Raw genomic sequence first — 23,739 nt, 5'->3', positions numbered from 1 at the left:
CTCAGCCCCAGCAGTTCTGCAGGCCCCATGCGGTGTCCTGGCTCTGCAGGCCGGAAACCGGTTTGTCGGTGATCACGGTGACGCCGGTGTTCACGAATCCGGTCGGCTTCTTTCCGGACTTGCCGAATTCCACGGCGGCCTGCACACCCTGTGCCGCCATTTTCTTCGGGAATTGCATGACGGTCGCGACGACCTTGCCGTCCTTGACGTCTTTGACGCCCTGGCAAGAGCCGTCGATCGAGCCGATCACAACCTGGGCGGCGATTGCCTTGGCCTGCAGCGCCACGTACGCGCCACGCGCGGCCGGCTCGTTGAGCGTGTACACGGCGGTCAACGTGGCGTCGCGCTGCAGCAGGTTCTCGGTCGCGGTCTGCGCCTTGTTCTGCTCGCCGTTGGTCGCCTCGACGCCGACGATCGCCGGGTCGCCGTCCTTCAGGCCGACGCCCTGCAGGAACCCGTTGTGGCGCTGCTCGCTCACGGTCGAGCCGGGCGTGCCGTCGAGCATGATCACCTTGGGCGCCTTGCCCGCGAGCGCGGCCTTCACGTACGTGCCCTGCATCCGCCCGGCCTCGGTGTTGTCGCTGGCGAACGTGGCGTCGACGGCTTCCTTCGGATCCGTCTCGGTGTCCAGCGCGATCACGAGGACACCCCGGTCACGGGCCTTCTTGATGGCGCCGAGCACGCCGGTCGAGTTGCTCGGCGTGATCATGATCGTCTTGGCGCCCTGCTGGACGAGGTTCTCGATCGCGGCGACCTGGCCCTCGTTGTCGCCGTCGAACTTGCCCGCCAGCGCGATCAGGTCCGCGCCCAGCGTCTGGGCCTCCGCTTTCGCCGAGTCGCGCAGCGCGACGAAGTACGGATTCGAGTCGGTCTTGGTCACAAGCCCGACCTTGATCCGGCCGCCATCGGCGGGTTGGCCACCACTGCCGGTCTTCTGGCTGGTACAACCACTTGCGGCGAGTGCGATCAGACCGGCGGCGATGATGGCGAGACCACGTCGTCCCATGACTTCCTCCTGGCGAGCCTGGCGTGCCTGGTTGCGGGGAAGTTAATGATTCACTTAGCCTGTCGCAACCGTTTGCGCAAACGCTTGGCGCCGCCTTTGTCCCAGGGCGACAGAGAGCACAGGGAGACAAGCTTGGTCACCATGAAGGATGTCGCCCAGATGGCGGGCGTCTCCATCACGACGGTGTCGCACGTGGTCAACTCCACGCGTGCGGTCGCGCCGGAGACCAAGTTCCGGGTGCTCGACGCGATCGAACGCACCGGGTACACCGGCGACGCCATCGCCCGGTCGTTGGTCACCGGCGGCACCCGGTCGTTGGGTGTCGCGATCTCGCTCGTGGCGAACCCGTACTTCGGCGAACTGATCCAGGCGATCGAGCACGAGACCACCAAGTCGGGCTACACGCTCGTGCTCACCGACACCCACGACGAACAGGCCACCGAGCAGTCGGCGGTCCGCACGCTGCGGTCGCGCCGGGTGGACGGGCTCATCCTGACGCCGTCCCCGCGCGCGGCGGGGACCGTGCTGCCGGAGCTCAAGCAGCTGGGCATCCCGATGGTGCTGGTCGACCGGCTGACGGTCGGCACGGACTTCGACCAGGTCGGCCCCGAGAACGTGCACTCCACCTCGGCACTGGTGCAACACCTCGCCGAACTCGGGCACAAGCGGATCGGGATCATCAGCGGCGCGGACGGCCTGGCCACGACGTCCGAGCGCGTGCTCGGCTACCGCCTCGGCCTCGGCCGCTCCGGCCTGAGCTGGGACGAAGCCCTCGTGCAGTCCGGCGAATCAGCGGCGGAACCCGCGGCGGCGGCACTCGGCCGGCTGCTGGACTTAGACAACCCGCCGACCGCGGTCGTGGCTGGGAACAACGTGATGTTGTCCGGAGTCCTGCACGAAGCACGCAGGCGCGACCTGAAAATCGGCCGGGAACTCGCGGTCGTCGGATATGACGACGTGGAATGGGCCGATCTGATCGATCCGCCGATCACGACAATGGCCCAGCCGATCGCCGAAATCGGCCGGACAGCGGTGCGGATGCTGCTGAACCGAATCGCCGACCCGTCCCGCCAGCCGACCACTGCCCGGTTGCAACCGACATTGATGCACCGCAATTCCTGCGGGTGTTTGTGAATCGCCTCATCGGCCGCCGCTGATCGTCACGATCGAGCCGGTCACGAACGAGGCGGAATCCGACAGCAGCCACATCACGCCGTCCGCGATCTCCTCGGGCTGACCGCCGCGCCGCATCGGGATCAACGGCGCGATCCTGGCCACACGGTCCGGGGCACCCGCTGCCTCGTGCAACTCGGTTTCGACGGTGCCCGGTGCGACGCAGTTGACCCGGATGCCCTCGTTGGCGACTTCCAGCGCGAGCCCCTTCGTCAGGGTCTCCACCGCTGCTTTGCTTGCCGCGTAATGAACCCACTCGCCGGGTGAGCCTCGATGCGCTGCGGTGGAAGAGATGTTGACGATCACGCCGCCGCCACCGCCGTGGGCCGTGGACATCCGGCGGACGGCTTCCCTGTTGCACAGGAAGGTTCCGACCACGTTCACGTCGAGCACCTCGCGGACCGTGCCGACTTCCTGCTCGTCCAGCCGGGCGATCCTGTTGCCGGTGACGCCCGCGTTGCAGACCAGCCCCGTCACCGGGCCCAGTTCGGCTGCCGTGTCGAACAGGCGGATGACGTCCGCCTCGTCGGCGACGTTCGCCTTGACCGCGACGCCTTCGGTGTCCTTCGCGACCGCTTGCGCGGCTTCCGCGTTGCCGACGTAGTTCACGACGACCTTGTGCCCGGCTTTGGCGGCCACGCGGCAGATCGCCGCACCGATTCCCCGGCTGCCGCCGGTCACGACCACAACACCCATGTGGCCAGACTAGTGACTTCTCTCCAGCAGGGCCGCCGCTTCGAGAACCATCCAGCCACCGAGCTGGGACGACAGCTCCCGCTCCGCGATCTTGTGCCGGGGGGATCGGGGGACGCGGGACGGAACTGTCCAATCCGGACCGTAGAGGGGGCCGCCGCGTGCGACGGCGCGGTTTCGCCATGCCGCCGCCGCGCTCGTGAGCACCAGGCGTTCCGCCACGTGGCTCGCGGCCAGGCCTGTCGCCGACGCTCCGGTCAGTGCGGGCAGGCGCAACGCCGCCAGCGCCAGGTAGCGCGCCAGGATGCCGGTGTAGATGCCGCCGTCGCCCCCGCCTTGGCCACGCAGCACACCGTTGTTCGCCAAGTGCTCGGACACCGCGATGATGGTGCGCTCGGCCCGTTCCGCCCACACCGGGTCACCGGCTGCCAGCTCCAGGCACACTCCCAGGTAGACGCCCTGGATGTAGGTGTACGCCTCCTTGATCGTCTCGCGGACCTCGCCGTCGAGGTTCACGTGCAGGCCCACCCAGATCAGACCGGTGATCTCGTCGAGCAGGGTGTCTTCCATCCACTCGGCGATCGCCCGCGCGCGTTGCATGTCCACCCGGTCGCCGCAGCGGGCCAGCAGGATCGTCGCCGGGCCGTTCACCCTGACGCTCTTGAGGTTCTCGTCCGCGCGGGACCAGAGCCCGCCACCCGCGTGGTCGGTCCACGCACCGCGCAGGACCCGGACGATGTCCCGGACCGCGATCTTCACCGGCGTGTACTGCGCGGCCCGCATCAGCGCCAGGCCGAGCCACGCCGCGTCGCCGTAGTCCTCGTCGACCCATCGGCGGCCGTGTCGCAGGCGGACACTGCGCACGATGCGCGCGATCGAGGTCGCGCGGGTCGCCGTCGGGGCGCGCTCCTGCGCGTCCACCAAGCAGTCGATCAGATGCGCTTGTGCGAAGTAGTTCCACCTTCCGAACAGGCGCTCGCCCCGAGTGGGTGGCCACCCGTCGACTCCGAGCAACGTGCCAGGGCGCGCCCATAGCCGGCGCAGGTGCCTGGCGTGCACACCCAACTCCGACACCGCGGCGCGCGCCGCCCACAAGCGGGCGGTGGCGACGAGCTCTCTGGCCATATCGCCCATGGTGGTATCTGGATCGGTCCCGAGGTACCCCTCAGCGTGGTACGTGCCCCACTTGGGGGAATTTATCCATCACCAGGCGGAATCCAGGTCCGCGTGGTCACGGATCCATGAGTGCATCACCACACCGGCGGCCACTCCGGCGTTGATCGACCGGGTCGACCCGAACTGCGCGATCGACACCGTCGTGGTCGCCGCCTCGCGTGCCTGTTCGGACAGGCCAGGGCCCTCTTGACCGAACAGCAGCACGCAGTGCCGCGGAAGTTTGACAGTCTCCAGCCGTTGCGCGCCCGGCGTGTTGTCCACGCCGACCAGTGCCAACTCCTCCGCACGGGCGAACTCGAGCAAAGAACCCACATCCGGGTGATGAACCACATGCTGGTAGCGGTCCGTGACCATGGCGCCTCTGCGGTTCCACCGCCGCCTGCCCACGATGTGCACCGCCTTGGCCAGAAAGGCGTTCGCGGTCCGGACCACCGTGCCGATGTTGTGGTCGTGCTGCAAGTTCTCGATCGCGACGTGAAAATCGTGGCGCCTGGTGTCGAGGTCGGCGATGACCGCCTCACGGCGCCAGTAGCGGTACGCGTCCACCACGTTGCGCTTGTCCCCCTCGGCGAGCAGCCCGGGGTCGTACTTGGGGTCGTCCGGCCAGGGGCCTTCCCACGGTCCGACCCCGACAGGATCGCCGAACACCCACTCCGTCGGTCCGGTCACGCGGGCACTTTGGCCTGGTTGCGCCACCGGACGTACGCGCCGACATAGGACACGACGAGCACCACGATCGCTAGCACTGCCACCACCGGCAACAGGTTACGCGGGATCAGATCGTCGTAGATGTAGTACTCGTTGAAGCCGCCGGGCAACGACCCGAGGCCCTGCCGGTGGCGGAAGTAGTCCTCCAACGCGGTGAGCGGGCACGGCAGCCACGGGACCACGTTGACCGCGACACCCCACGCGGCGAAGAAGATGTGCACGAAGATGACCTTCGGCCAGCGCCAGGCGAGAAACCCGCCGAGACCGATGAACAGCAGCGCGGCGAAGTGCGCCACCACCGTCACATCGGCAAGGAACGCGTCCACCCGCCATCACCACCCTGCAGTTCTCCCCTTACCGCCAAGTCTGGCCCGCACATGGCGTTCAAAGCAACTGTTCACGCAGGTAGTGGGGCTGCCCACCCTTGAGGATGGGCAGCAGGCACCCTTTACAAACCGAGGTCGGCCAGACCCAGCAGGTACCGGTACTCCAGCCCGGCCGCCTCGATGGCCTCCCTCGCGCCGGTGGCCCGGTCCACCACGGTGACCACACCGACGACGTCGGCACCGGCTTCCCTGAGGGCCTCGACCGCGGTCAGCACGCTGCCGCCGGTGGTCGAGGTGTCCTCGACCGCGAGCACGCGCTGCCCGGCGACCTCGATGCCCTCGATCCGCCGCTGCATCCCGTGTTCCTTGGCCGACTTGCGCACGACGAACGCGTCGAGCACGTCACCCTGCGCCGCAGCGGCGTGCATCATCGCGGTCGCGACCGGGTCGGCACCGAGGGTGAGACCACCGGCGGCCACGTAGTCCCAGTCGGCGGTGAGCTGACGCAGCAGCTTGCCGATCAGCGGGGCGGCGGCGTGGTGCAGCGTCGCCCGGCGGAGGTCGACGTAGTAGTCGGCCTCCTCACCGGAGGACAACGTCACCCGGCCGCGGACAACGGCGAGTTCAGTGATGAGCCGAGCGAGTTCGGATTTGGCGTTCTGGTCAACGTGCACGGGACCCAACCCTAAGCCACCGCCGATCAGCCAAAACCGCGATCGTCCTGCTTCAGTGCCGTGTCGACCGCGAGACCCGCCGCGACGACCAGGCTCGCGATCGGGTTCTGCAGCGGGCGGTGGATCTGCACGACGTAGTTGTCCGCCGTGGTGAACATGGTCCTGGCGAAGCCCTCCCAGGTCTTGGTGATCCTGGCGATCTCCTGGCCGGTGTGGTCGTGGATCATGAAGTTCCACGCGCGCCAGTTCTCGCCGCGGATCCCGCCGATCTGCTGGCCGTTCACCACGAAGGCGAAGTTGATCTTCCCGATCATGTTCTCCTGGACGATCTCGCCGATCGGCTGGCCGTTGCCGTGCTCGACCACGATCCGGGACTTGAACACCTTCGCGGGCCTGGTCAGCCGCAGCATCGTCTGCCCGTTGAGGTCACGCACCTCGAGCTTGTGCGTCATGAACTGGTCGTAGCTGGAGAGGAACCGCACGGCCTTCTTCAGCGCGCTCTGGCCGACCTGCACCACCGACGCCAACTGGCGGCCCCGCTGGTCGAAGACGGCGTACTCGTTGCTCATCTCGATCAGCTTGGTCTTCTGGTTCACCACCAGCACCGGCTCGGTGAACAGCGTCCCGCCGCCCTGCCCGGCCTGGCCGCCACCCGCCTGCTGCACCTGGTCGCGCACCCGGCCGGGGTCGTGCTGGCCGCCGATCTCGACCTCCCACGCGCTGGCGTCCGACTTCTGCTGGGTGTGGTTGGTCCACTGCGCGCCGTCCCACCAGCGCAGCACCGTGGATCCGGGACGCTCGGGGTACCAGCCCGGTGGTTGGCTCATCAGCGATTTCCTTTCACGTGCGACCTCGGCCGACACCGGCCTCCAGCTTGCGCAGCACGCCGTGCGGCAGCAACCGGGTTATCCCTACCAGGAACTTGTACTGCCAGCCGGGAATCGAGCGGATCCGACCGTGCGCGAGGTCGGTCATGCACTGGTCGACCACCTGGTCGGCCCGCAGCCACATGAAGTCCGGGAACGTCTGCTTCTCGTCGCCCGCCCGGTCGTGGAACTCGGTCCGCGTGAACCCGGGGATCAGCGCCATCACGCGCACGCCCGTGCCCTTCAGCGCCATGCCGAGCCCCTCGGAGAACGACGTCACGTAGGACTTGGTCGCGCCGTACGTCGGGCCGGTGGCGGGGAAGAAACCCGCGATGCTGGACACGTTGACCACCGCGCCGTGCCCGCGCTCGATCATGCCGGGCAGCACCGCCCTGGTCAGCCGGAGCACGCTGGTGACGTTCACGTCCAACTGGCCCTGCATCCAGTCGACCGAGACGTCCTCGAACCGCCCGCGCGTGCCGAAACCGGCGTTGTTGACCAGGAGGTCCACCGGATCGCCGTCCGTCAGGCGCCGCTCGACCGCGAGCCTGCCCTCCTCGCGGGACAGGTCGGCCGCCAGCACCTCGGCCTTGACGCCGTGCTTGTCCCTGATCTGTGCGGCCACCTCGTGCAGCCGTGGCTCGGTGCGGGCCACGAGCACGACGTCATAGCCGTCCGAGGCGAGGCGGTGCACGAAAGCGTTGCCGATGCCAGCCGTGGCGCCGGTGACGAGAGCAGTGGGCATGGGGCCAAACTACTGGCCGTGCCGCCCCGGCGGGATTTGAGCCGTGCCGTCCGGCGAGGGCTGTTCGTCGTCCTCGAACGGGTCCACCACGTCCGCCACCTCACCGAGGCTGCGCAGCAGGCGCTCCAGCCGGGAGGGGTTGGCGTTGACGGGCGCCGCCGCCAGCACCCAGCCGTCCTCGATCCAGGCGACCATCACGTCCGGGCCGATCTCCTCGGCCGCGTCGACCAGGTCGGGCGTGATCAGGGCCCGGGCCTTGGCCAGATCCGAGACGAAGGCGTACCGCTGGCCGACCGGGCCGAGCAGCTCAGGCATGTGCTCCTGCTCGAACGGCACGCTCGGCAGCCACAGCTCCACCACGACCTCGTGCTTGCGGCGGCACTGCACCGCGACGATCACCGCGCTGACGCGGCCGCCGTTGTCGAGGTCGTAGACGTAGACCCGGCGCCTGCCGTCCGCGGTGAAGGTGGAACCGGCCACCACGTCCCTGGCGATCCCGCCGCCGTAGTACGCCAGCGCGCCACCGTCCCACTGGGTCGGCAGGACGTTGTCGGTCTCGGTGAACTGCCAGCCGCGCAACGCGGCCCACCGGCGCCGTTCACGGTTGCGTGAGGTCCGGACGGCACGGTCTCGGGCGAGCAGCGCGGCCCCGCCGACGGCCGCCACAGCGGCGACGGCGAACCACACCCACGCGGAGATGCCCACCAGTCAGAGACTAGCGGACATCCCCGGCTCGGATCATTCGGCGCGCGCTACGACCAACGCGGCCGTGTCGTTGGTGGTGTCCACCTTGACCGTGTCGCCGTCGGTGATCTCACCGGCCAGCAGCTTCTTCGCCAGCTGGTCGCCGATCGCCGACGAAACCAGTCGCCGCAACGGCCGCGCGCCGTACACCGGGTCGAACCCGTTGAGCGCCAACCAGTCCCGTGCCGCCGGGGTGACCTCCAGGGTGAGCCTGCGCTGGCCCAGCCTGCGGCCGAGCCGCTCGATCTGGATGTCGACGATCGAGGTCAGCTCCTCGGTGGCGAGCTGGTGGAACACCACGATGTCGTCGAGCCGGTTGAGGAACTCCGGCTTGAACTGCCGTTGCACCACCGCCAGCACCGCGTCCTTGCGCTGCTGCTCGTCCAGGTTCACGTCGGCGATGGCCTGCGAGCCCAGGTTGGACGTCAGCACCAGGATCGTGTTGCGGAAGTCGACCGTGCGGCCCTGGCCGTCGGTCAGCCTGCCGTCGTCCAGGACCTGCAGCAGCACGTCGAACACGTCCGGGTGAGCCTTCTCGACCTCGTCGAGCAGGACCACGCTGTACGGCCGCCGCCGCACCGACTCGGTGAGCTGACCGCCCTGGTCGTAGCCGACGTAGCCGGGCGGGGCGCCGACGAGGCGGGCCACCGAGTGCTTCTCGGCGTACTCGCTCATGTCGATGCGGATCATCGCCCGCTCGTCGTCGAACAGGAACTCCGCCAGCGCCTTGGCCAGCTCGGTCTTGCCGACCCCGGTCGGGCCGAGGAACAGGAACGACCCGGTCGGGCGGTCCGGGTCGGCGACACCGGCCCGCGAGCGGCGGACCGCGTCGGACACCACACGCACGGCCTCGGCCTGGCCGACGACCCGCCTGCCCAGCTCCAGCTCCATCCGCAGCAGCTTGGCGGTCTCGCCTTCCAGCATCCGGCCCGCCGGGATCCCCGTCCACGCGGACACGACCTCGGCGACGTCGTCCGGGCCGACCTCCTCCTTGAGCATCACCGACTCGGACTTGGTCGACTCGGTCGCCGCCTCGAACTGCTTCTCCAGCCCGGGGATCCGGCCGTAGCGCAGCTCGGAGGCCTTCGCCAGGTCACCGTCGCGCTCGGCCCGGTCCGCCTCGCCGCGCAACTGCTCCAGCTCCTCCTTGAGGTTGCGGACCTTCTCGATCGAGCCCTTCTCGTTCTGCCAGCGCGCGGTCAACGCGTTGAGCGCCTCGCGCTTCTCGCTCAGCTCGGCGCGCAACGCGGCCAGCCGCTGCTTGGAGGCCGGGTCCTCCTCCTTGGCCAGCGCCATCTCCTCGATCTCCAGGCGCCGCACGGACCGTTCGACCTCGTCGATCTCGACCGGCCGGGAGTCGATCTCCATCCGCAGCCGGGACGCGGCCTCGTCGATCAGGTCGATCGCCTTGTCGGGCAGGAAGCGGGCGGTGATGTAGCGGTCGGACAGCGTCGCGGCGGCGACCAGCGCGGCGTCGGTGATCCGGACACCGTGGTGGACCTCGTAGCGCTCCTTGAGGCCGCGCAGGATGCCGATGGTGTCCTCGGCCGACGGTTCGCCGACGAGCACCTGCTGGAACCGGCGCTCCAGCGCGGGGTCCTTCTCGATGTGCTCGCGGTACTCGTCCAGTGTGGTCGCGCCGACCATCCGCAGCTCGCCGCGGGCCAGCATCGGCTTGATCATGTTGCCCGCGTCCATCGCGCCCTCACCGGTCGCGCCCGCGCCGACGATGGTGTGCAGCTCGTCGATGAACGTGACGACCTGACCGGCGGAGTCCGTGATCTCCTTGAGCACGGCCTTGAGCCGCTCCTCGAACTCGCCGCGGAACTTCGCACCGGCGACCATGGAGCCGAGGTCGAGCGCGACGACTCGTTTGCCGCGCAGGGATTCCGGCACGTCACCCGCGACGATCCGCTGCGCGAGGCCCTCGACGATGGCGGTCTTGCCGACACCGGGCTCACCGATCAGCACCGGGTTGTTCTTGGTCCGGCGGGAAAGCACCTGCACCACACGGCGGATCTCGGCGTCCCGGCCGATCACCGGGTCGAGCTCGCCCTTGCGCGCCCGCTCGGTCAGGTCGACGCCGTACTTCTCCAGCGCCTGGTACGTGCCCTCCGGGTCGGGGCTGGTCACCCGGGACGAGCCGCGGACCTTGGTGAACGCGTCCTTGATGGCCTCGGCCGTCGCGCCGTGCCTGCGCAGCAGTTCACCGACCGCGCCGCGTTCGTAGGCCAGGCCGTAGAGGACGTGCTCGGTGGAGACGTACTCGTCGCCCATCTCGGTCGCGAGCTTCTGCGCCTGCGACAACGACCTGGCCGCCTCGGCGTTCAGGTTCGGCTGCGAGACGGTCGCGCCGGTCGCCGCGGGCAGAGCGGAGAGGACCTTCTCCAGCTCCTTGCCGATCACCCTGGGGTCCGCACCGACCGCCGTCAGCAGCGGCGCGGTCAGGCCGTCGCCCTGCGCGAGCAGCGCGGCCAGCAGATGCGCCGCCGAGACGTCCGGGTTCCCCGCGACAGTCGCCGCCTGGACCGCGGCGGAGACCGCCTGCTGGGTCTTCGTGGTCGGGTTGAAAGCGTCCATCCCTCACCTCAGTACGCGTGTGATGCCCTGGTGCCAGCTTCCCGCAGAAGCCGTCATCATGCCCAACGTCAGAAAAGTTGAGTCTGTTCCGCTCAACTCAAGTTCACTCACATGTACCAACGTGGTTGTCCACACAAAGTGCCCAGTTGCCCACAAACCGCAGGTCGCTATCCACAGCGGGGTGGATAACCGGAACGACCCGGGCACGAGCAAGCGGCCGTCCGGGTGGAACCGGTTTCTCCGCGTGTGATCTCAGCCGGACAGGCGGGCCCGCAATCCCTCGTTGATCCGGGCGAGGTGCTCGGTGGCGGCGGCGACGGACTCGGCGTCCCAGTCGCTCAGCGCATCGGCCATCGCGTCCGCCTGGTGCTTGCGCCACTGGTCGAGCACGCGCTCGCCTTCCTCGGTGACGCTCAGCAGGGCGGCGCGACGGTCGTCCGGCGCGGGCCGCCGCCTGATCAACCCGAGCTTCTCCAGCTGAGCGGCCTGGCGGCTGACGACCGAGGCGTCGACGAAACGCAGCCCGGCCAGATCGGAAACCCGGGACTCACCGCGGTAGGACAACTCGGCGAGCAGCTTGCCCGCACCCGGCTGCAGCCGGGTTTCCTCCCAGCTGCGCATGGTGGCGGCGTGCTGCATCTCCATCAGGACCCGGACCTGCCGCAGCAGGCCGATGTAGTCCTCGGAAGTGGGCTTCATCGCCGGACCTCCACCATTATTTGTTGTCAAATACAACTATATCAGCGGGGTCAGAGGTCGCGGTTCAGCTTGCCCAGCAAGGTGGAGAACGTGGTGATCTCGTCGGTCGGCCAGCTGTCCAGGATCGCGTGCAGGCGGGCGCGGCGGTCGGTTCGCACGGTTTCGAGCCGCTGGGCACCCACGTCGGTCAGCTGGACGAGCCGGGCGCGGCCGTCGTGGGGGTCGGCCACGCGCTCCACCAGGTCGAGTTCTTCCAGGCGGGCTATCTGGCGGCTGATCGTCGACTTGTCCAGGCCGGTGCGCTCCACCACGTCGGCGGCGCGAACCGGGCCGACGTCGCCCAGGTGCAGCAGGAGGGCATAGCAGGCCGCGTCCAGTTCGGGGTGAACCCGGGCCGCCAGGCTCAGCGAGACGCTTCGCGCCCGCCCGAACAGCACGGACAGTTCGCGCTCCAGTGCGTGGGTCGCGGACTCCCGGTCGCCGGTCGGGTGGGTGCTCGTGCTGTTCACTGCCGGGAAGTGTGCACCACTTCCCGTTCCAGCCGCTGTGTGGCCTTGGCCGCGAAGTAGTCGCCGCCTTTTCGCCTGGTGTCGTCGGTGCCCCACTCGCGGGTCCGCGAGACCGGCTGCAGGTGGGGGATGTGCTTGCGGCAGTGGATGTAGGCCTCTTCCACCTCGACCACCACCCAGCGCTCCGGGGTGCGGCCGCGGTCGTGGTCGGTGGGCAGGTCCGGGTGGTCCGCACGCATGTCGGCGTCTTCGACGACCCTCGCCTTGCCGTTGACGTGCAGGCCGATGAGATCGCGGACGAAGTCGACCATCAGTATTGCCAAGTGAGGGTTCTCACAGACGTTGCCGAGGCTGGCGTGCACGCCGTTGCCCCGGTATTCCGGGTACGCGACGTGCTTGGCGTCGAGCACCCGCAGGAAACCCGGCGGGCCCGCACGGAACGACGAGTCGCACTCGCCCTTGGCGTCCGCGCTGGCCACGAAGGCCATCTCCATCCGGCCGACGAACTCGATCATCGCCTCGTTGAGGTGGTCGAGCAGCTGGTTGTCGTAGAACTTCTTGGCCCGGTCGCGACTGCCGTATGCGCATTGCAGCAGGTGCTCGCCTCTGGATCCGGGCAGGTCGGCTTCCTCGGCGTCCATGAGGGGATCGGGCATTTCTGTCCCGACCACGGCGAGGTTCGGCCGCGGCCTGGGTGTGGGCTCCGCCAGTTCGAGGTCCAACAGATGCGCCTCGGCGGTGCCGGTGGGGGTCGGGGTTGCGAAAGGCACGCGCGTAACAGTTTCATATCAAGCGGCGAGCGCCCAGCCCGCCTGTCGGTTGTCCGCCGGAAGAGGGAAGACGGGGAACTTTGCGTCACACACAAGTACACGAAGGTGGCATCAAGGCGGACATCCCACGAGAATCGGGTTACTGTCCAACCCTGTCGGGGGATGGATACGTGACAAGACAGTGACGCCCGTCAAGACGTCTGAGCCACAGGTTGGAGTCCGTGCCCCGACCATGACCGCGAACGCAGTAGTGAGTCCGATACCGCAGTCCCCCAAGTCCCCGAGCCCAGCGCAGGCCAGATCATCGGACGCCGCGTCCGGCGCGGCCGCGATGGTGCGGCTCATCCGGGAGAGCTTCGCCGTCGTCGAGCCCAAGTCCGACGAAGTCGCCAAGTTCTTCTACGGGATGCTGTTCAGCCTGTCGCCGAACGCGCGGGAGATGTTCCCCGCCAACATGCAGGTCCAGCGCTCCCGCCTGCTGCGCGCCCTGGTGCACATCGTGCAACTGGTCGACCGGCCGGACGACCTCAACCCGTTCCTGCGCCAACTCGGCCGCGACCACCGCAAGTTCGGTGTGATCAGCGCCCACTACGAGGCCGTCGGCACGGCGTTGATCGCCGCGGTGAAGAAGTTCTCCGGCAAGTCCTGGACCGACGAGATCGAACGCGCGTGGGCCGAGGCGTACACGATCATGGCCCGCGCGATGCTCGACGCGGCCAACGCCGACGACGGGCCCGCCTGGTACCCGGCGGCTGTCGTCGACCACCACCGCATCGGCATGGACCTGGCCGTCGTCACCGTGCAGACCGATCACCCGATGCCGTACACGCCCGGCCAGTACGTCAGCGTCGAAACGCCGCACCGGCCGAGGCTGTGGCGCTACCTCTCCCCGGCCAACGCGCCCCGCGAGGACGGGACCATCGACTTCCACATCCGGACGGTCGAAGGCGGCTGGGTCAGCCGCGCCATCGTCGGACACACGCAGGTCGGCGAAACGTGGCGGCTCGGCCCGCCGCTCGGCCGGATGCGCGTGGACAGGGAGAACACCAGGGACTTAGTCATGGTCGCCGGCGGAACGGGCCTCGCTCCCATGCGGGCGATCATCGACGAGCTCAGCCAGTGGGGCGAGAATCCGCGCGTGCACCTTTTCTACGGTGGCCGCGTTCTGTCTGATCTGTACGACCTCAAGAACCTGCAGCACCTGGCCAGCACCAACCCGTGGCTGACCGTGGTCCCCGTGCTCGAGTCCGAACCGGACGCCACCGGGGTCGAGCACGGCACTCTGGCCGACGTGGTCACGCGCTATGGAGCGTGGGCGGACCGGGATGTGCTTGTCAGCGGGTCACCAGCGATGATCAGGTCGACCGTTTCGCGCATGCTCGTCGCGGGCACGCCGCTGGACCACATCACGTACGACCCGTTCACCCTGGACTGAGCAGCCCGGCTTAACCGCGGCGGGGCTGCGGTTTCCAGACCACCAGCGCTGTGGCCGGTTTGCGGACAGGCACCAGGTCGTGCCGGTAGGACGCGTGCACAGCCGCCGCGGCCTGCTCGGCCGCCACGTACGCCGCGGTCAGTTCGTGGGTGAGTTCCTCCACACGGGCCTGCAGCGCGGTCACCTGGTTCTCCAGGTGGATGATCCGCTTGATACCCGCGAGGTTCACGCCCTCCTCCTGGGAGAGACGCTGAACCTCGCGGAGCACCGCGATGTCGCGCATGGAGTACCGCCGCCCCCCGCCCGAGGTCCGGCCGGGGGAGACCAGGCCCAGGCGGTCGTAGCTGCGCAGGGTCTGCGCGTGCAAGCCGGACAACTGGGCTGCCACCGAGATCACGAAGATCGGGGTGTCCTCGTCGGCGTTGGCCGGGAAGGGGACGCCGCTGGGGAACGAGGGCATCATCATTCGCTCCTCTGCTTCAGCAAGGCGGTCAGCTCGGGCCGGGGGTCCTGGCCCGTGGTGGCCTTCGTGTACTCCTCCAGCGCTGCCTGTGCCTCGTCGGACAACTTGCTCGGCACCGACACCTGCACGGTGACGAGCAGGTCCCCGGCCACGCCGTCGCGTTTGACGACGCCCTTGCCGCGAACGCGGAACACCCGGCCGTTGGCTGTGCCCGGTGCGACGCGCAAGGAGACCTTGCCGTCCAGTGTGGGCACGGTCAGCGTGGTGCCGAGCGCGAGTTCCTGGAACGTGACCGGCACGGTGATGGTCACGTCGTTGTCCGAGCGGCCGAAGATGGCGTGCGGTGTGACGTGCACGCGCACGTACAGGTCACCTGCGTGCCCGCCGTTCTGGCCGGGCTCGCCCTGTTCGGCCAGCCGGATCTTCTGGTCGTCCTCCACCCCTGGCGGGATGCGGACGGTCAGCGTCCGGCTCTTGGTGCTCACGCCGTCGCCGCCGCACTCCGGGCACGGGTCGTCGACGATCCGGCCGGTGCCGCGGCAGTCGCGGCACGGCTCGCTGAAGGCGAAAGCGCCCTGGCTGCGCGTGTTCAGGCCCGCGCCGTTGCACGTCGGACAGGTGCGCGGCGTGGTGCCCGGCCGGGCACCGTTGCCGTTGCACGTGCCACACGTGGACGGGCTGGACAGTCGCAAGGGGACAGTCGCGCCGCGGACCGCTTCGAGGAAGTCGATCCGCACCTCGGTGTCCACGTCGGCGCCGCGGCGTGGCCTGCCCGCGGTCGATCCCTGGCCGCGCCTGCCGAACAGGCCGCCGAGGATGTCGCCGAGGCCGCTGAAACCGCCGCCCGCGCCCTGCGCGTTCGCGCCGCCGAAGATGTCGCTGACGTCGAAGCCGCCCGCGCCACCACCGCCGCCACCGCCGAACCCGCGCAGCCCGCCACCGAACAGCCTGCGGGCCTCGTCGTACTGCTTGCGCTTCTCGGGGTCGCCGATCACGCCGTACGCCTCGGACACCGCCTTGAACCGCGACTCGGCCTCGACGTTGCCCGGGTTGGCGTCCGGGTGCAGTTCCCTGGCCAGCTTGCGGTACGCCTTCTTGATGTCCGCGTCCGTCGCGCTGGACGAGACGCCCAGCTCACGGTAGAAGTCCTTGTCGATCCAGTCCCTAGCGCTCACCGGACGTCCCCTCCCTTCCGCTGGTCAGTTCCGGTCAGCCGGATCGCCATCTGCCTTTTCCTCGGCCGGCTCGACCCATTCCTGCGCCTTGGCCGCCGGTGCGCCGGGCTCGTGGTCGGTCACGGCCACCAGCGCGGGGCGCAGCGTCCGCTCGCCGATCCGGTAGCCGCGGCGCAGTACCGCGGTCACGGTCGGGCCCTGCACGTCCGGGGACGTGTCGTGCTGGACGGCCTCGTGCACGGACGGGTCGAACGCCTCGTTCTCGTGGCCGAACGGCTCGAGCCCGACGCGCTGCAGCGTGGCGGTCAGCTTGTCCGCCACCGCCTTGAACGCACCGGTCAGGTCGCCGTGCGCGGCCGCCCGCTCGAGGTCGTCGAGCACCGCGAGCAGTTCGTTGATCACCGCGGCCTTGGCGCCCGTGACCACGCTCTCCCGGTCGCGGTCCACCCGCTTGCGGTAGTTGGCGTACTCGGCCTGCAGTCGCTGCAGGTCCCTGGTGCGCTCCTCGAGCTGCTCCTTGAGTGAGACCTCTTCCGAGACGATGTCCGGAACGATCTCGGCCTCGACCTCAGGCGGCGCGGCGTCTGTGTGCTCCTCGGACGCCGCGTGCCTGCCGCCCTCGGGGGCGCCCGCCTCGTCGACGGGCACCTCCTCGGTCACGGTCTTGACCTGGCCGGTCTCCGGGTCGATCCGGCGACGGTCGCGCACCACCACTCGTGGCTCCCCGGACTGCTCGGTGTCAGCGGAGGTGTTGTTGTCGTGCGGTCCCTGGTCAGTCACTTCTTCTTCTCGTCCTCGTCGACGATCTCGGCGTCAACCACGTCGTCCTTCGGCTGCTGCGCGCCCTGGCCACCCGCCTGGGCACCCTCGCCGCCACCGGCCGCGTTGGCGGAGGCGTACATCGCCGCGCCCATGGCCTGCGACTCCTGCGACAACTTCTCGACCGCGGCCTTGATCGCGGCCGTGTCCTCGCCCTTGAGCGCCTCCTTGGCCTCCGTGATGGCCGAGGTGACCTTCTCCTTGGCGTCGGCCGGGACCTTCTCCTCGTTGTCGTTGAGGAACTTCTCGGTCTGGTAGACGAGCGTCTCGGCCTGGTTGCGGACCTCGGCCTCCTCGCGGCGGAGCTTGTCCTCCTCCGCGTGCGCCTCGGCGTCCTTGACCATCCGGTCGATGTCCTCCTTGGGCAGCGCCGAGCCGCCCGTGATGGTCATCGACTGCTCCTTGCCGGTGCCCAGGTCCTTCGCCGACACGTGCACGATGCCGTTCGCGTCGATGTCGAAGGTGACCTCGATCTGCGGGACGCCGCGCGGCGCCGGGGGCAGGCCGGTCAGGTCGAACGTGCCCAGCTTCTTGTTGTGCACGGCGAACTCGCGCTCGCCCTGGAAGACCTGGATGCCGACCGTGGTCTGGTTGTCGTCCGCGGTGGAGAAGATCTCCGAGCGCTTGGTCGGGATGGTCGTGTTGCGCTCGATGAGCTTGGTGAACACGCCGCCCTTGGTCTCGATGCCCAGCGACAGCGGGGTCACGTCCAGCAGCAGGACGTCCTTGACCTCACCCTTGAGCACACCGGCCTGCAGCGCGGCGCCGACGGCCACGACCTCGTCCGGGTTGACGCCCTTGTTGGGCTCCTTGCCGCCGAGCAGCTCCTTGACCAGGTCGGTCACCGCGGGCATGCGGGTGGAACCACCGACGAGCACCACGTGGTCGATGTCGGCGACGTTGATGCCACCGTCCTTGATCACGTTGTTGAACGGTGCCCGGGTGCGGTCCAGCAGGTCGGACGTGATCCGCTGGAACTCCGCGCGGGACAGGGTCTCGTCGAGGAACAGCGGGTTCTTGTCGGCGTCGACCGTGATGTACGGCAGGTTGATGGCGGCGCTGGTCGAGCTGGACAGCTCGATCTTCGCCTTCTCGGCCGCCTCGCGGATGCGCTGCAGCGCCATCTTGTCCTTGGTCAGGTCGATGCCGCTGGACTGCTTGAACTTCTCCACCAGCCAGTCGACGATCCGCTGGTCCCAGTCGTCGCCACCGAGGTGGTTGTCACCGCTGGTCGCGCGGACCTCGACGACACCGTCGCCGATCTCCAGCAAGGACACGTCGAACGTGCCGCCACCGAGGTCGAAGACCAGGATGGTCTGTTCCTTGCTGCCCTTGTCCAGGCCGTACGCCAGGGCGGCCGCAGTCGGCTCGTTCACGATCCGCAGCACGTTCAGGCCCGCGATCTGACCGGCTTCCTTGGTGGCCTGCCGCTGCGCGTCCTCGAAGTACGCGGGGACGGTGATCACGGCGTCGGTGATCTGCTCACCCAGGTAGGCCTCGGCGTCGCGCTTGAGCTTCTGCAGCACGCGCGCGCTGATCTCCTGCGCCGTGTAGGTCTTGCCGTCGATCTCGTCGGTCTTCCAGTTGGAGCCGACGTGCCGCTTGACCGAGCGGATGGTGCGGTCAACGTTGGTGACCGCCTGGTTCTTCGCCGGCTGCCCGACGAGCACCTCGCCGTTCTTGGCGAAGGCGACGATGGACGGAGTCGTCCGAGATCCCTCGGAGTTGGCGATGACCGTCGGCTCACCGCCTTCGAGAACGGCGACGACGGAGTTGGTCGTCCCCAGGTCGATGCCGACCGCTCGCGCCATGGAATCCTCCCGGTAGTGGTTCTTCGCCTTGAGCGTGGATGGCTCAAGTCTGCCCCCGGGAGTTCACGCCGGTCAAATCAGACTTGAGCGGGTTCCGCTCAACCTTCCTGACAGGCCAACGAGCGGGGTCCCGGATTTGTTCCCGGCTGGGTCTCAGCGGTAGTCGACCGTCACGTCACCGCTGCGCGCCTCCAGGTCAAGGACGTATTTCGAGTCCTGACTGGTGTCGACGTTGACCGTCTTCTCCCCGCTACTGGTGGACACGTTGGTCTTGTACGCCTGCCCACGCGGGACCAGCACGTTGATGGCACCGCTCTGTGCGGTCACCTTCGCGCTCTGCGCGGTGACCATGTCGAGACGGACATCACCGGACGAGCTGTCGATCGACGCCTTGCCCTCGACGCCGGTCGCGTCCGTGGCACCGGACCGGGCCTTGATCGTGACGTCGCCCTTGACCCCGGTCACCACCACGTCGCCGGAGCCCGCCTCGACCACCGCGGACTGGCCGACGTTGATCAGCTCGGCCCGGCCGGAGCGCACGTTGACGGTCACCGGGCCGGGGATGTCCCTGACTCGGACGTCCCCGGACCCGGTCCGTACCCCCACCTCGGACATGCTCGCCACTTCGACTTCGCCCGACCTGTTCTCCCCCATGACCTTGGCCGCGGCGGTCAACGTGACCTCGTAGTCGACCGAGCAGTTGTTCTGATCACAGTCGTTGAGGACCAGCGTGTCACCTTCGAGCCGATGGGTCTGCCCCGGTTTGTTGTCGCCGCGGTAGTACACAGTCCGCTTGACCGACGACGTCGCCCCGGTCCGGATCCGCACGGACCCCGAACCGTTGTCGATCCGCACCGCGGCGACCTTCTGCGTGAGGTCGGTGGTATCGCTGAAGTTCGACGAGTTCACGCGGAAGCCGTCGCACCCGGACAGCAGGAGCGTCCCCACGCCGATCGCGCAGACCCCCAGCACAACACGACGAGACATGTCCATCTCCAGCTCCCCATCGGCATTCGTTTCCTGCATCAGCCCAAAACCTATTGAGCCCGCACCCCGGGGGGCATCCGGGACTACCCGGACCCGACCCGGATCGAGGACCCTGAGTGGACCGCCAGCAAGGAAGTTACGCGTCAGGGGTAGGCCGCGCGCGGGAGTTGGCCGCCATTCGCACCTTGGTGCCAGCCCTACCCCCGTTCGGCTCAGTCGTCCGGAGGATCGACCTCGTGCCGACAGGATGACCCGCTCCCACCTGCGAAGACTGCCTGGGGCGACTACCTGGGGCGGCGGCGGGCGGGTGCGCGGCCGTGCGGCTGCTGGGGCGTCGACAGGTTCGGCGGCGCCGGTATGGGCAGGGTCACCGGCTCGGCGCCGAGGGTGAAGGGGGTGCCGTGGTGCGCCAGCTCCAGCGGTTCGCCCGCGTTCAGCCGGTACGCGGCTCGTTCCGGCCTGATCTCCACGCCGATCTTGCTGCCGCGGAACGACATCCGGAACGCGATCCTGGTCAGCTCCGGCGGCAGGCGCGGTGCGAACGTCAGCTTCCCGCCGTGGTCGCGCATCCCGCCGAACCCCGCGACCACCGCCAGCCACGCACCGGCGAGCGAAGCGATGTGCAGTCCGTTTTGGACGTTGTCGTGCAGGTCGTGCAAGTCCGTCAGCGCCGCTTCGGCGAAGTAGTCGTACGCCAGCTCGACGTGACCGACCTCGGCGGCGATCACCGCCTGGGTGCAGGCCGACAGCGACGAGTCGCGGACTGTCAGCCCCTCGTAGTAGGCGAAGTTGCGGGCTTTCTCCTCGGGCGTGAAGTCGTCGCCGCACAGGTGCAACGCGAGCACCAGGTCCGCTTGTTTCACGACCTGCTTGCGGTACAGGTCGAAGTACGGGTAGTTCAACAGCAGTGGATAAGCCTCGGCCGGCGTGCTCTTGAAGTCCCAGCGGGCATGGCTGGTGAAGCACTCCGACTGCGGGTGCACGTGGAGTTCGTCGTCGTACAACACAACCATGTCGTCGGCCGCGTCACGCCAGCGTGACGCCTCCTCGGTGTCCACGCCCAACTGACGCGCCTGTGCCTGGTTGGCCTCGACCATCTCGGCCGCCGCGCGCAAGTTCCGCCGGGCCATCAGGTTGGTGTAGACGTTGTTGTCCACAATGGCCGTGTACTCGTCCGGGCCGGTGACGCCGTCGATGCGGAACTTCCCGTGCGTGTCGTGGTGGCCGAGGCTCAGCCAGAGCCGTGCCGTCTCGACGAGCAGCTCCAGCGCGCATTCGTCCTGGAACGGCTTGTCCTGCGTGGCGTTCAGGTAGCGCACCACCGCGTCGGCGATGTCGGCGTTGATGTGGAACGCCGCTGTGCCCGCGGGCCAGTAGCCCGAGCACTCGTCACCGTTGATCGACCGCCACGGGAACGCGGCGCCGTCCTGGCACAACGTCTTCGCCCGCGCCCGCGCTTTGTCCAAAGTGGAGTGTCGCCAACGCAACGCGTCGCGTGCCGCGTCCGGGATGGTGTACGTCAGCACCGGCAGGACGAAGCTCTCCGTGTCCCAGAAGGCATGCCCGTCGTAGCCGGGGCCGGTCAGGCCCTTGGCCGGGATGGCCCGTGACTCGCCGCGGGCACCGGCCTGAAGGACGTGGAACAGCGCGAACCGCACGGCCTGCTGCAGTTCCGCGTCGCCTTCCACCTCGATGTCCGCCGTGTCCCAGAACTCGTCCAGGAAAGCCCGTTGCTCGGACAGCAGGCCTTGCCAGCCCGTCTGCAACGCACCCACCAGCGCGGCGTCGACCTGGGCGCGCAACGCGGGCGACGACCGTTGGCTCGACCAGCCGTAGGCGATGTACTTGGTCAGCGTCAGCTTGCTGCCCTTGGGCACGTCGGCCGCGATGGTCAGCCGGGCGAGGTCGTCCTCGACGGACATCTCAGTGCGGACGTTGTCCTCGGCGAGGTCGATCTCGTGGTCCATGGCCGCGGCCAGCCGCAGACCGGACAACCTGGTGTGGTGCGCGAGCACGGCCCGGTAGTCGGCCGCCGCCGCGTGGTCGCTGATCAGCGGTTTGTCCAAGGCGGCCGCCACGCGCGGGTCGTCGGTCCGTGACAGCACGGGCTCGTTGGCCAGCAGGTCGGACTGCACGACCAACTGGATCTTGTCGTCCAGCGGCTCGACGGTGTAGTGGATCGCCGCGATCGCGCGCTGGGTGAACGACACCAGCCGTTCGGAGGTGATCCGGACCCGGCGGCCGGTCGGCGACTCCCACTCGGTGCGGCGGCGCAGCGTGCCCGAGCGCAAGTCGAGGACACGCTCGTGGTCCAGCGCGCGGCCGTAGCGCATGTCCAGCGGCTCGTCCTCGACCAGCAGCCGGATGATCTTGCCGTCGGTGACGTTGACGACCGTCTGCCCGTCCTCGGGGAAGCCGTACCCGGCCTCGGCGTACGGCAGTTTGCGCTGCTCGTAGAAGCCGTTGAGGTACGTCCCCGGCAGACCGCGCGGCTCGCCTTCCTCGAACGTGCCGCGGAGTCCGATGTGACCGTTGGCGAGGGCGAACGTGGATTCGGTGCGGCGCAGGCCCTCCAGGTCGAGTCCGCGCCAGCGCAACTGCCACGGCGAGATCTCGTAGCCCGGCGTCGTCATCGTTCCTCCAGCAGGTCGGCGAGGTCCTCGACCACCACGTCGGCGCCGTGCGCGCGCAGTGCGTCGGCCTGGTGCGCGCGGTCCACGCCGACGACGAACCCGAATTTCCCGTCTCGCCCTGCTTGTACACCCGACAGCGCGTCCTCAAACACCGCCGCATCGCCGGGGGACACGCCCAAAGCCTTGGCACCGGCCAGGAACGAGTCCGGCGCGGGCTTCCCACGCAGGCCCTGCGCGGCGATGGTCACGCCGTCCACCCTGGCCTGGACGAACTTGGCCAGGTCCGCGGCGGCCAGCACGGCCTCGCCGTTGGCCGACGACGTCACGACGCCGATCCTCAGACCGGCCCGCGCGGCGGCTTCGAGGTACCGCCGCGATCCGGGGTACGGCCGGACGCCCTCGTTGTCGATGATCGACAGCAGCAGCTCGTTCTTCCGGTTGCCGAGACCGTTGACCGTCTCGGCGGACGGCGGGTCGATCGGATCGCCTTCCGGCAGGTGGATGCCGCGAGCCGCGAGGAACGTGCGCACCCCGTCGGCGCGCGGCCTGCCGTCCACGTAGTCCAGGTAGTCCTGCTCGGAGAACGGCCGCTGCCCCTCCCTGCTTGCCACGAAGTCGTCGAATGTCCGCTTCCAGGCCTGTTTGTGCAGCTCGGCGGTGCCGGTCAGCACTCCGTCGAGATCGAACAGCAGGGCCTTGATCGAATCCGGCAGTCCCATCACACAGGCGAAACTACCCGGGTGAGGTGAATTCCTCAGCGCGTGGCGGCGTCGAAGCTCAGGGTTTCGACGGTCGCATCAGGTACGCGACCACCGGTTCGAGCTCGGCGACGGTCGGCGGCTCGTCGTCGATCAGGCCCTGCATCAGCAACCCGTCCATCCCGGCGAGGAACGCGCGGAAGGCCACCTCGTCGTCGTGCTGCACCAGGCTCGTCAGCACGTCGAGCCACAACCGCGCGGCCGGGCGCAGCGCTGGTCTGCGCGAGGCGAACAGGTAGAGCTCGTACTCGGCCATGGTGCGACCGCGTTGCGGCCCGAGCGCTTCGACGATCATCTCGGCGACCTCGCGGGCACCCTGGCTTCCCCTGATCCTGGCCCGTTCGACGAGGTCGCGCACGGCCGTGGTGAACCCGCCCGCACACCAGGTGAGCGTGGCCGTGAGCAGGTCTTCGAGGCTGGAGAAGTGGTACGTGGTCGACGTCGTCGGCACGCCCGCCTCCCTGGCGACGGTCCGGTGGGTCACACCCGCGACGCCGTCGCGTTCGATCACCCGCAGGGTCGCCTCGATCAGCTCCTGCCTGCGGCGGTCGCCCCTGGCCTTGCGGCCGTCCGGTTGCCGGATCAGTGCGACCTGCCCAGTTCGAGCAGGACGACGCCGCCGATGATCAGCGCGAGGCCGCCGATCATCGTCCACGTCAGCGGCTCCTTGAAGAACAGCACGCCGATGGCCGCGACCAGCGCGATGCCCGCCGCGGCCCAGACCGCGTACGCGACACCGACCGGGAAACCGTCCTTGAGCAGCTTGGCGAGCACGCCGAAGGCGATCACGTAACCGACCACGACCACGACCGACGGCACCGGCTTGGAGAAGTTCTCCGACAGCTTCAGCGACGTGGTCGCCGCGACCTCACCGGCGATGGCGACCGCGAGGAGCAGGTATGGAGGCATGATGCCAAGTTAACGGGACGATCGTCCCAATACCAAGGCAATTTGAGCGATCCAGATCACGCTGGACTGGTTACTGACGA

24 protein-coding genes are annotated in these 23,739 nt (G+C 68.7%); 2 read left to right on the top strand and 22 right to left on the bottom strand.

All coding sequences use genetic code 11. The features are described 5' to 3' along the window. Position 1: 1 nt before the first annotated feature. A complete protein-coding gene (locus ALI144C_RS44020) occupies positions 2–1,006 on the bottom strand; it encodes a substrate-binding domain-containing protein (RefSeq protein WP_076993204.1) in 1,005 nt (334 codons plus the stop codon). 141 nt (positions 1,007–1,147) lie between these two features. Here ALI144C_RS44020 and ALI144C_RS44015 point away from each other — a divergent pair, with 141 nt between their 5' ends. After that, complete coding sequence (locus tag ALI144C_RS44015) at positions 1,148–2,140, top strand: LacI family DNA-binding transcriptional regulator (RefSeq protein WP_076993203.1); 993 nt, start codon at positions 1,148–1,150, stop codon at positions 2,138–2,140. Between the two features lie 6 nt (positions 2,141–2,146). Here the strand turns inward: ALI144C_RS44015 and ALI144C_RS44010 are convergent, their stop codons facing one another. The 12 genes from ALI144C_RS44010 to ALI144C_RS43955 form a co-directional block, all read right to left on the bottom strand. Further along, positions 2,147–2,875 (bottom strand): SDR family oxidoreductase, encoded by a 729-nt coding sequence (locus tag ALI144C_RS44010; RefSeq protein WP_076993202.1) that lies wholly within the window; start codon positions 2,873–2,875, stop codon positions 2,147–2,149. Positions 2,876–2,884: 9 nt separating this feature from the next. Continuing rightward, positions 2,885–3,997, bottom strand: coding sequence for a glycoside hydrolase family 76 protein (locus tag ALI144C_RS44005; protein ID WP_143231221.1), 1,113 nt, complete (start codon positions 3,995–3,997; stop codon positions 2,885–2,887). Between the two features lie 78 nt (positions 3,998–4,075). Continuing rightward, a complete protein-coding gene (locus tag ALI144C_RS44000; RefSeq protein ID WP_237774605.1) occupies positions 4,076–4,717 on the bottom strand; it encodes a TrmH family RNA methyltransferase in 642 nt (213 codons plus the stop codon). Beyond that, positions 4,714–5,082, bottom strand: coding sequence for a DUF2784 domain-containing protein (locus ALI144C_RS43995; RefSeq protein WP_076993200.1), 369 nt, complete (start codon positions 5,080–5,082; stop codon positions 4,714–4,716). Before ALI144C_RS43995 ends, ALI144C_RS44000 begins: the two co-directional genes overlap by 4 nt. A 122-nt stretch (positions 5,083–5,204) precedes the next feature. Next, the gene (gene pyrE, locus ALI144C_RS43990) at positions 5,205–5,756 is read right to left on the bottom strand and encodes an orotate phosphoribosyltransferase (protein ID WP_076993725.1); all 552 of its coding nucleotides are present in this window, start codon (positions 5,754–5,756) and stop codon (positions 5,205–5,207) included. Between the two features lie 26 nt (positions 5,757–5,782). Next, the gene (locus ALI144C_RS43985) at positions 5,783–6,583 is read right to left on the bottom strand and encodes a phospholipid scramblase-related protein (RefSeq protein ID WP_076993724.1); all 801 of its coding nucleotides are present in this window, start codon (positions 6,581–6,583) and stop codon (positions 5,783–5,785) included. 13 nt (positions 6,584–6,596) lie between these two features. Next, the gene (locus tag ALI144C_RS43980) at positions 6,597–7,367 is read right to left on the bottom strand and encodes an SDR family NAD(P)-dependent oxidoreductase (RefSeq protein ID WP_076993199.1); all 771 of its coding nucleotides are present in this window, start codon (positions 7,365–7,367) and stop codon (positions 6,597–6,599) included. Positions 7,368–7,376: 9 nt separating this feature from the next. Continuing rightward, on the bottom strand, positions 7,377–8,072 hold the full coding sequence (locus tag ALI144C_RS43975; RefSeq protein WP_076993198.1) for a hypothetical protein: 696 nt from the start codon (positions 8,070–8,072) through the stop codon (positions 7,377–7,379). A gap of 33 nt (positions 8,073–8,105) precedes the next feature. Continuing rightward, positions 8,106–10,691 carry an ATP-dependent chaperone ClpB gene (gene clpB / locus ALI144C_RS43970; RefSeq protein WP_076993197.1) on the bottom strand — a complete coding sequence of 862 codons (2,586 nt, stop codon included), beginning with the start codon at positions 10,689–10,691 and terminating at the stop codon, positions 8,106–8,108. A 252-nt stretch (positions 10,692–10,943) separates the two neighbouring features. Further along, positions 10,944–11,390 carry a MarR family winged helix-turn-helix transcriptional regulator gene (locus ALI144C_RS43965; RefSeq protein ID WP_076993196.1) on the bottom strand — a complete coding sequence of 149 codons (447 nt, stop codon included), beginning with the start codon at positions 11,388–11,390 and terminating at the stop codon, positions 10,944–10,946. Between the two features lie 50 nt (positions 11,391–11,440). Further along, on the bottom strand, positions 11,441–11,899 hold the full coding sequence (locus ALI144C_RS43960; RefSeq protein WP_076993195.1) for a MarR family winged helix-turn-helix transcriptional regulator: 459 nt from the start codon (positions 11,897–11,899) through the stop codon (positions 11,441–11,443). Further along, the gene (locus ALI144C_RS43955) at positions 11,896–12,669 is read right to left on the bottom strand and encodes a pyridoxamine 5'-phosphate oxidase family protein (protein ID WP_076993194.1); all 774 of its coding nucleotides are present in this window, start codon (positions 12,667–12,669) and stop codon (positions 11,896–11,898) included. The genes ALI144C_RS43960 and ALI144C_RS43955 overlap by 4 nt, the downstream gene beginning before the upstream one ends. 331 nt (positions 12,670–13,000) lie before the next feature. On the opposite strand from ALI144C_RS43955, the gene ALI144C_RS43950 reads away from it, so the two are divergent. After that, a complete protein-coding gene (locus ALI144C_RS43950) occupies positions 13,001–14,104 on the top strand; it encodes an FAD-binding oxidoreductase (protein WP_076993193.1) in 1,104 nt (367 codons plus the stop codon). Positions 14,105–14,114: 10 nt separating this feature from the next. On the opposite strand, the gene ALI144C_RS43945 is transcribed toward ALI144C_RS43950, so the two are convergent. The 9 genes from ALI144C_RS43945 to ALI144C_RS43905 all read right to left on the bottom strand — a co-directional run bounded on the left by ALI144C_RS43945 (position 14,115) and on the right by ALI144C_RS43905 (position 23,659). Next, entirely contained in the window at positions 14,115–14,570 is a 456-nt protein-coding gene (locus ALI144C_RS43945) for a heat shock protein transcriptional repressor HspR (protein ID WP_076993192.1), read from the bottom strand. Next, positions 14,567–15,742: a molecular chaperone DnaJ gene (gene dnaJ, locus ALI144C_RS43940; protein WP_076993191.1), complete on the bottom strand. Its 1,176-nt coding sequence runs from the start codon at positions 15,740–15,742 to the stop codon at positions 14,567–14,569. The genes ALI144C_RS43945 and dnaJ overlap by 4 nt, the downstream gene beginning before the upstream one ends. Before the next feature lie 24 nt (positions 15,743–15,766). After that, positions 15,767–16,522, bottom strand: a complete 756-nt coding sequence (grpE, locus tag ALI144C_RS43935; RefSeq protein WP_076993190.1) for a nucleotide exchange factor GrpE — start codon at positions 16,520–16,522, stop codon at positions 15,767–15,769. Then, positions 16,519–18,372 carry a molecular chaperone DnaK gene (dnaK, locus tag ALI144C_RS43930; protein ID WP_076993189.1) on the bottom strand — a complete coding sequence of 618 codons (1,854 nt, stop codon included), beginning with the start codon at positions 18,370–18,372 and terminating at the stop codon, positions 16,519–16,521. Before dnaK ends, grpE begins: the two co-directional genes overlap by 4 nt. 153 nt (positions 18,373–18,525) lie before the next feature. Beyond that, a complete protein-coding gene (locus ALI144C_RS43925; RefSeq protein WP_168211505.1) occupies positions 18,526–19,359 on the bottom strand; it encodes a DUF4097 family beta strand repeat-containing protein in 834 nt (277 codons plus the stop codon). Positions 19,360–19,643: 284 nt separating this feature from the next. Next, positions 19,644–21,992, bottom strand: coding sequence for a glycoside hydrolase family 65 protein (locus ALI144C_RS43920; protein WP_076993187.1), 2,349 nt, complete (start codon positions 21,990–21,992; stop codon positions 19,644–19,646). Beyond that, complete coding sequence (locus tag ALI144C_RS43915) at positions 21,989–22,714, bottom strand: HAD family hydrolase (RefSeq protein WP_143231220.1); 726 nt, start codon at positions 22,712–22,714, stop codon at positions 21,989–21,991. The genes ALI144C_RS43920 and ALI144C_RS43915 overlap by 4 nt, the downstream gene beginning before the upstream one ends. A 55-nt stretch (positions 22,715–22,769) precedes the next feature. Further along, complete coding sequence (locus ALI144C_RS43910; RefSeq protein WP_076993723.1) at positions 22,770–23,336, bottom strand: TetR/AcrR family transcriptional regulator; 567 nt, start codon at positions 23,334–23,336, stop codon at positions 22,770–22,772. Next, positions 23,333–23,659: a DMT family transporter gene (locus tag ALI144C_RS43905; protein WP_054296175.1), complete on the bottom strand. Its 327-nt coding sequence runs from the start codon at positions 23,657–23,659 to the stop codon at positions 23,333–23,335. Before ALI144C_RS43905 ends, ALI144C_RS43910 begins: the two co-directional genes overlap by 4 nt. Positions 23,660–23,739 lie beyond the last annotated feature (80 nt).

Source organism: Actinosynnema sp. ALI-1.44, assembly GCF_001984155.1.
GTDB lineage: Bacteria > Actinomycetota > Actinomycetes > Mycobacteriales > Pseudonocardiaceae > Kibdelosporangium.
This window is presented reverse-complemented; position numbering and strand designations above follow the sequence as displayed.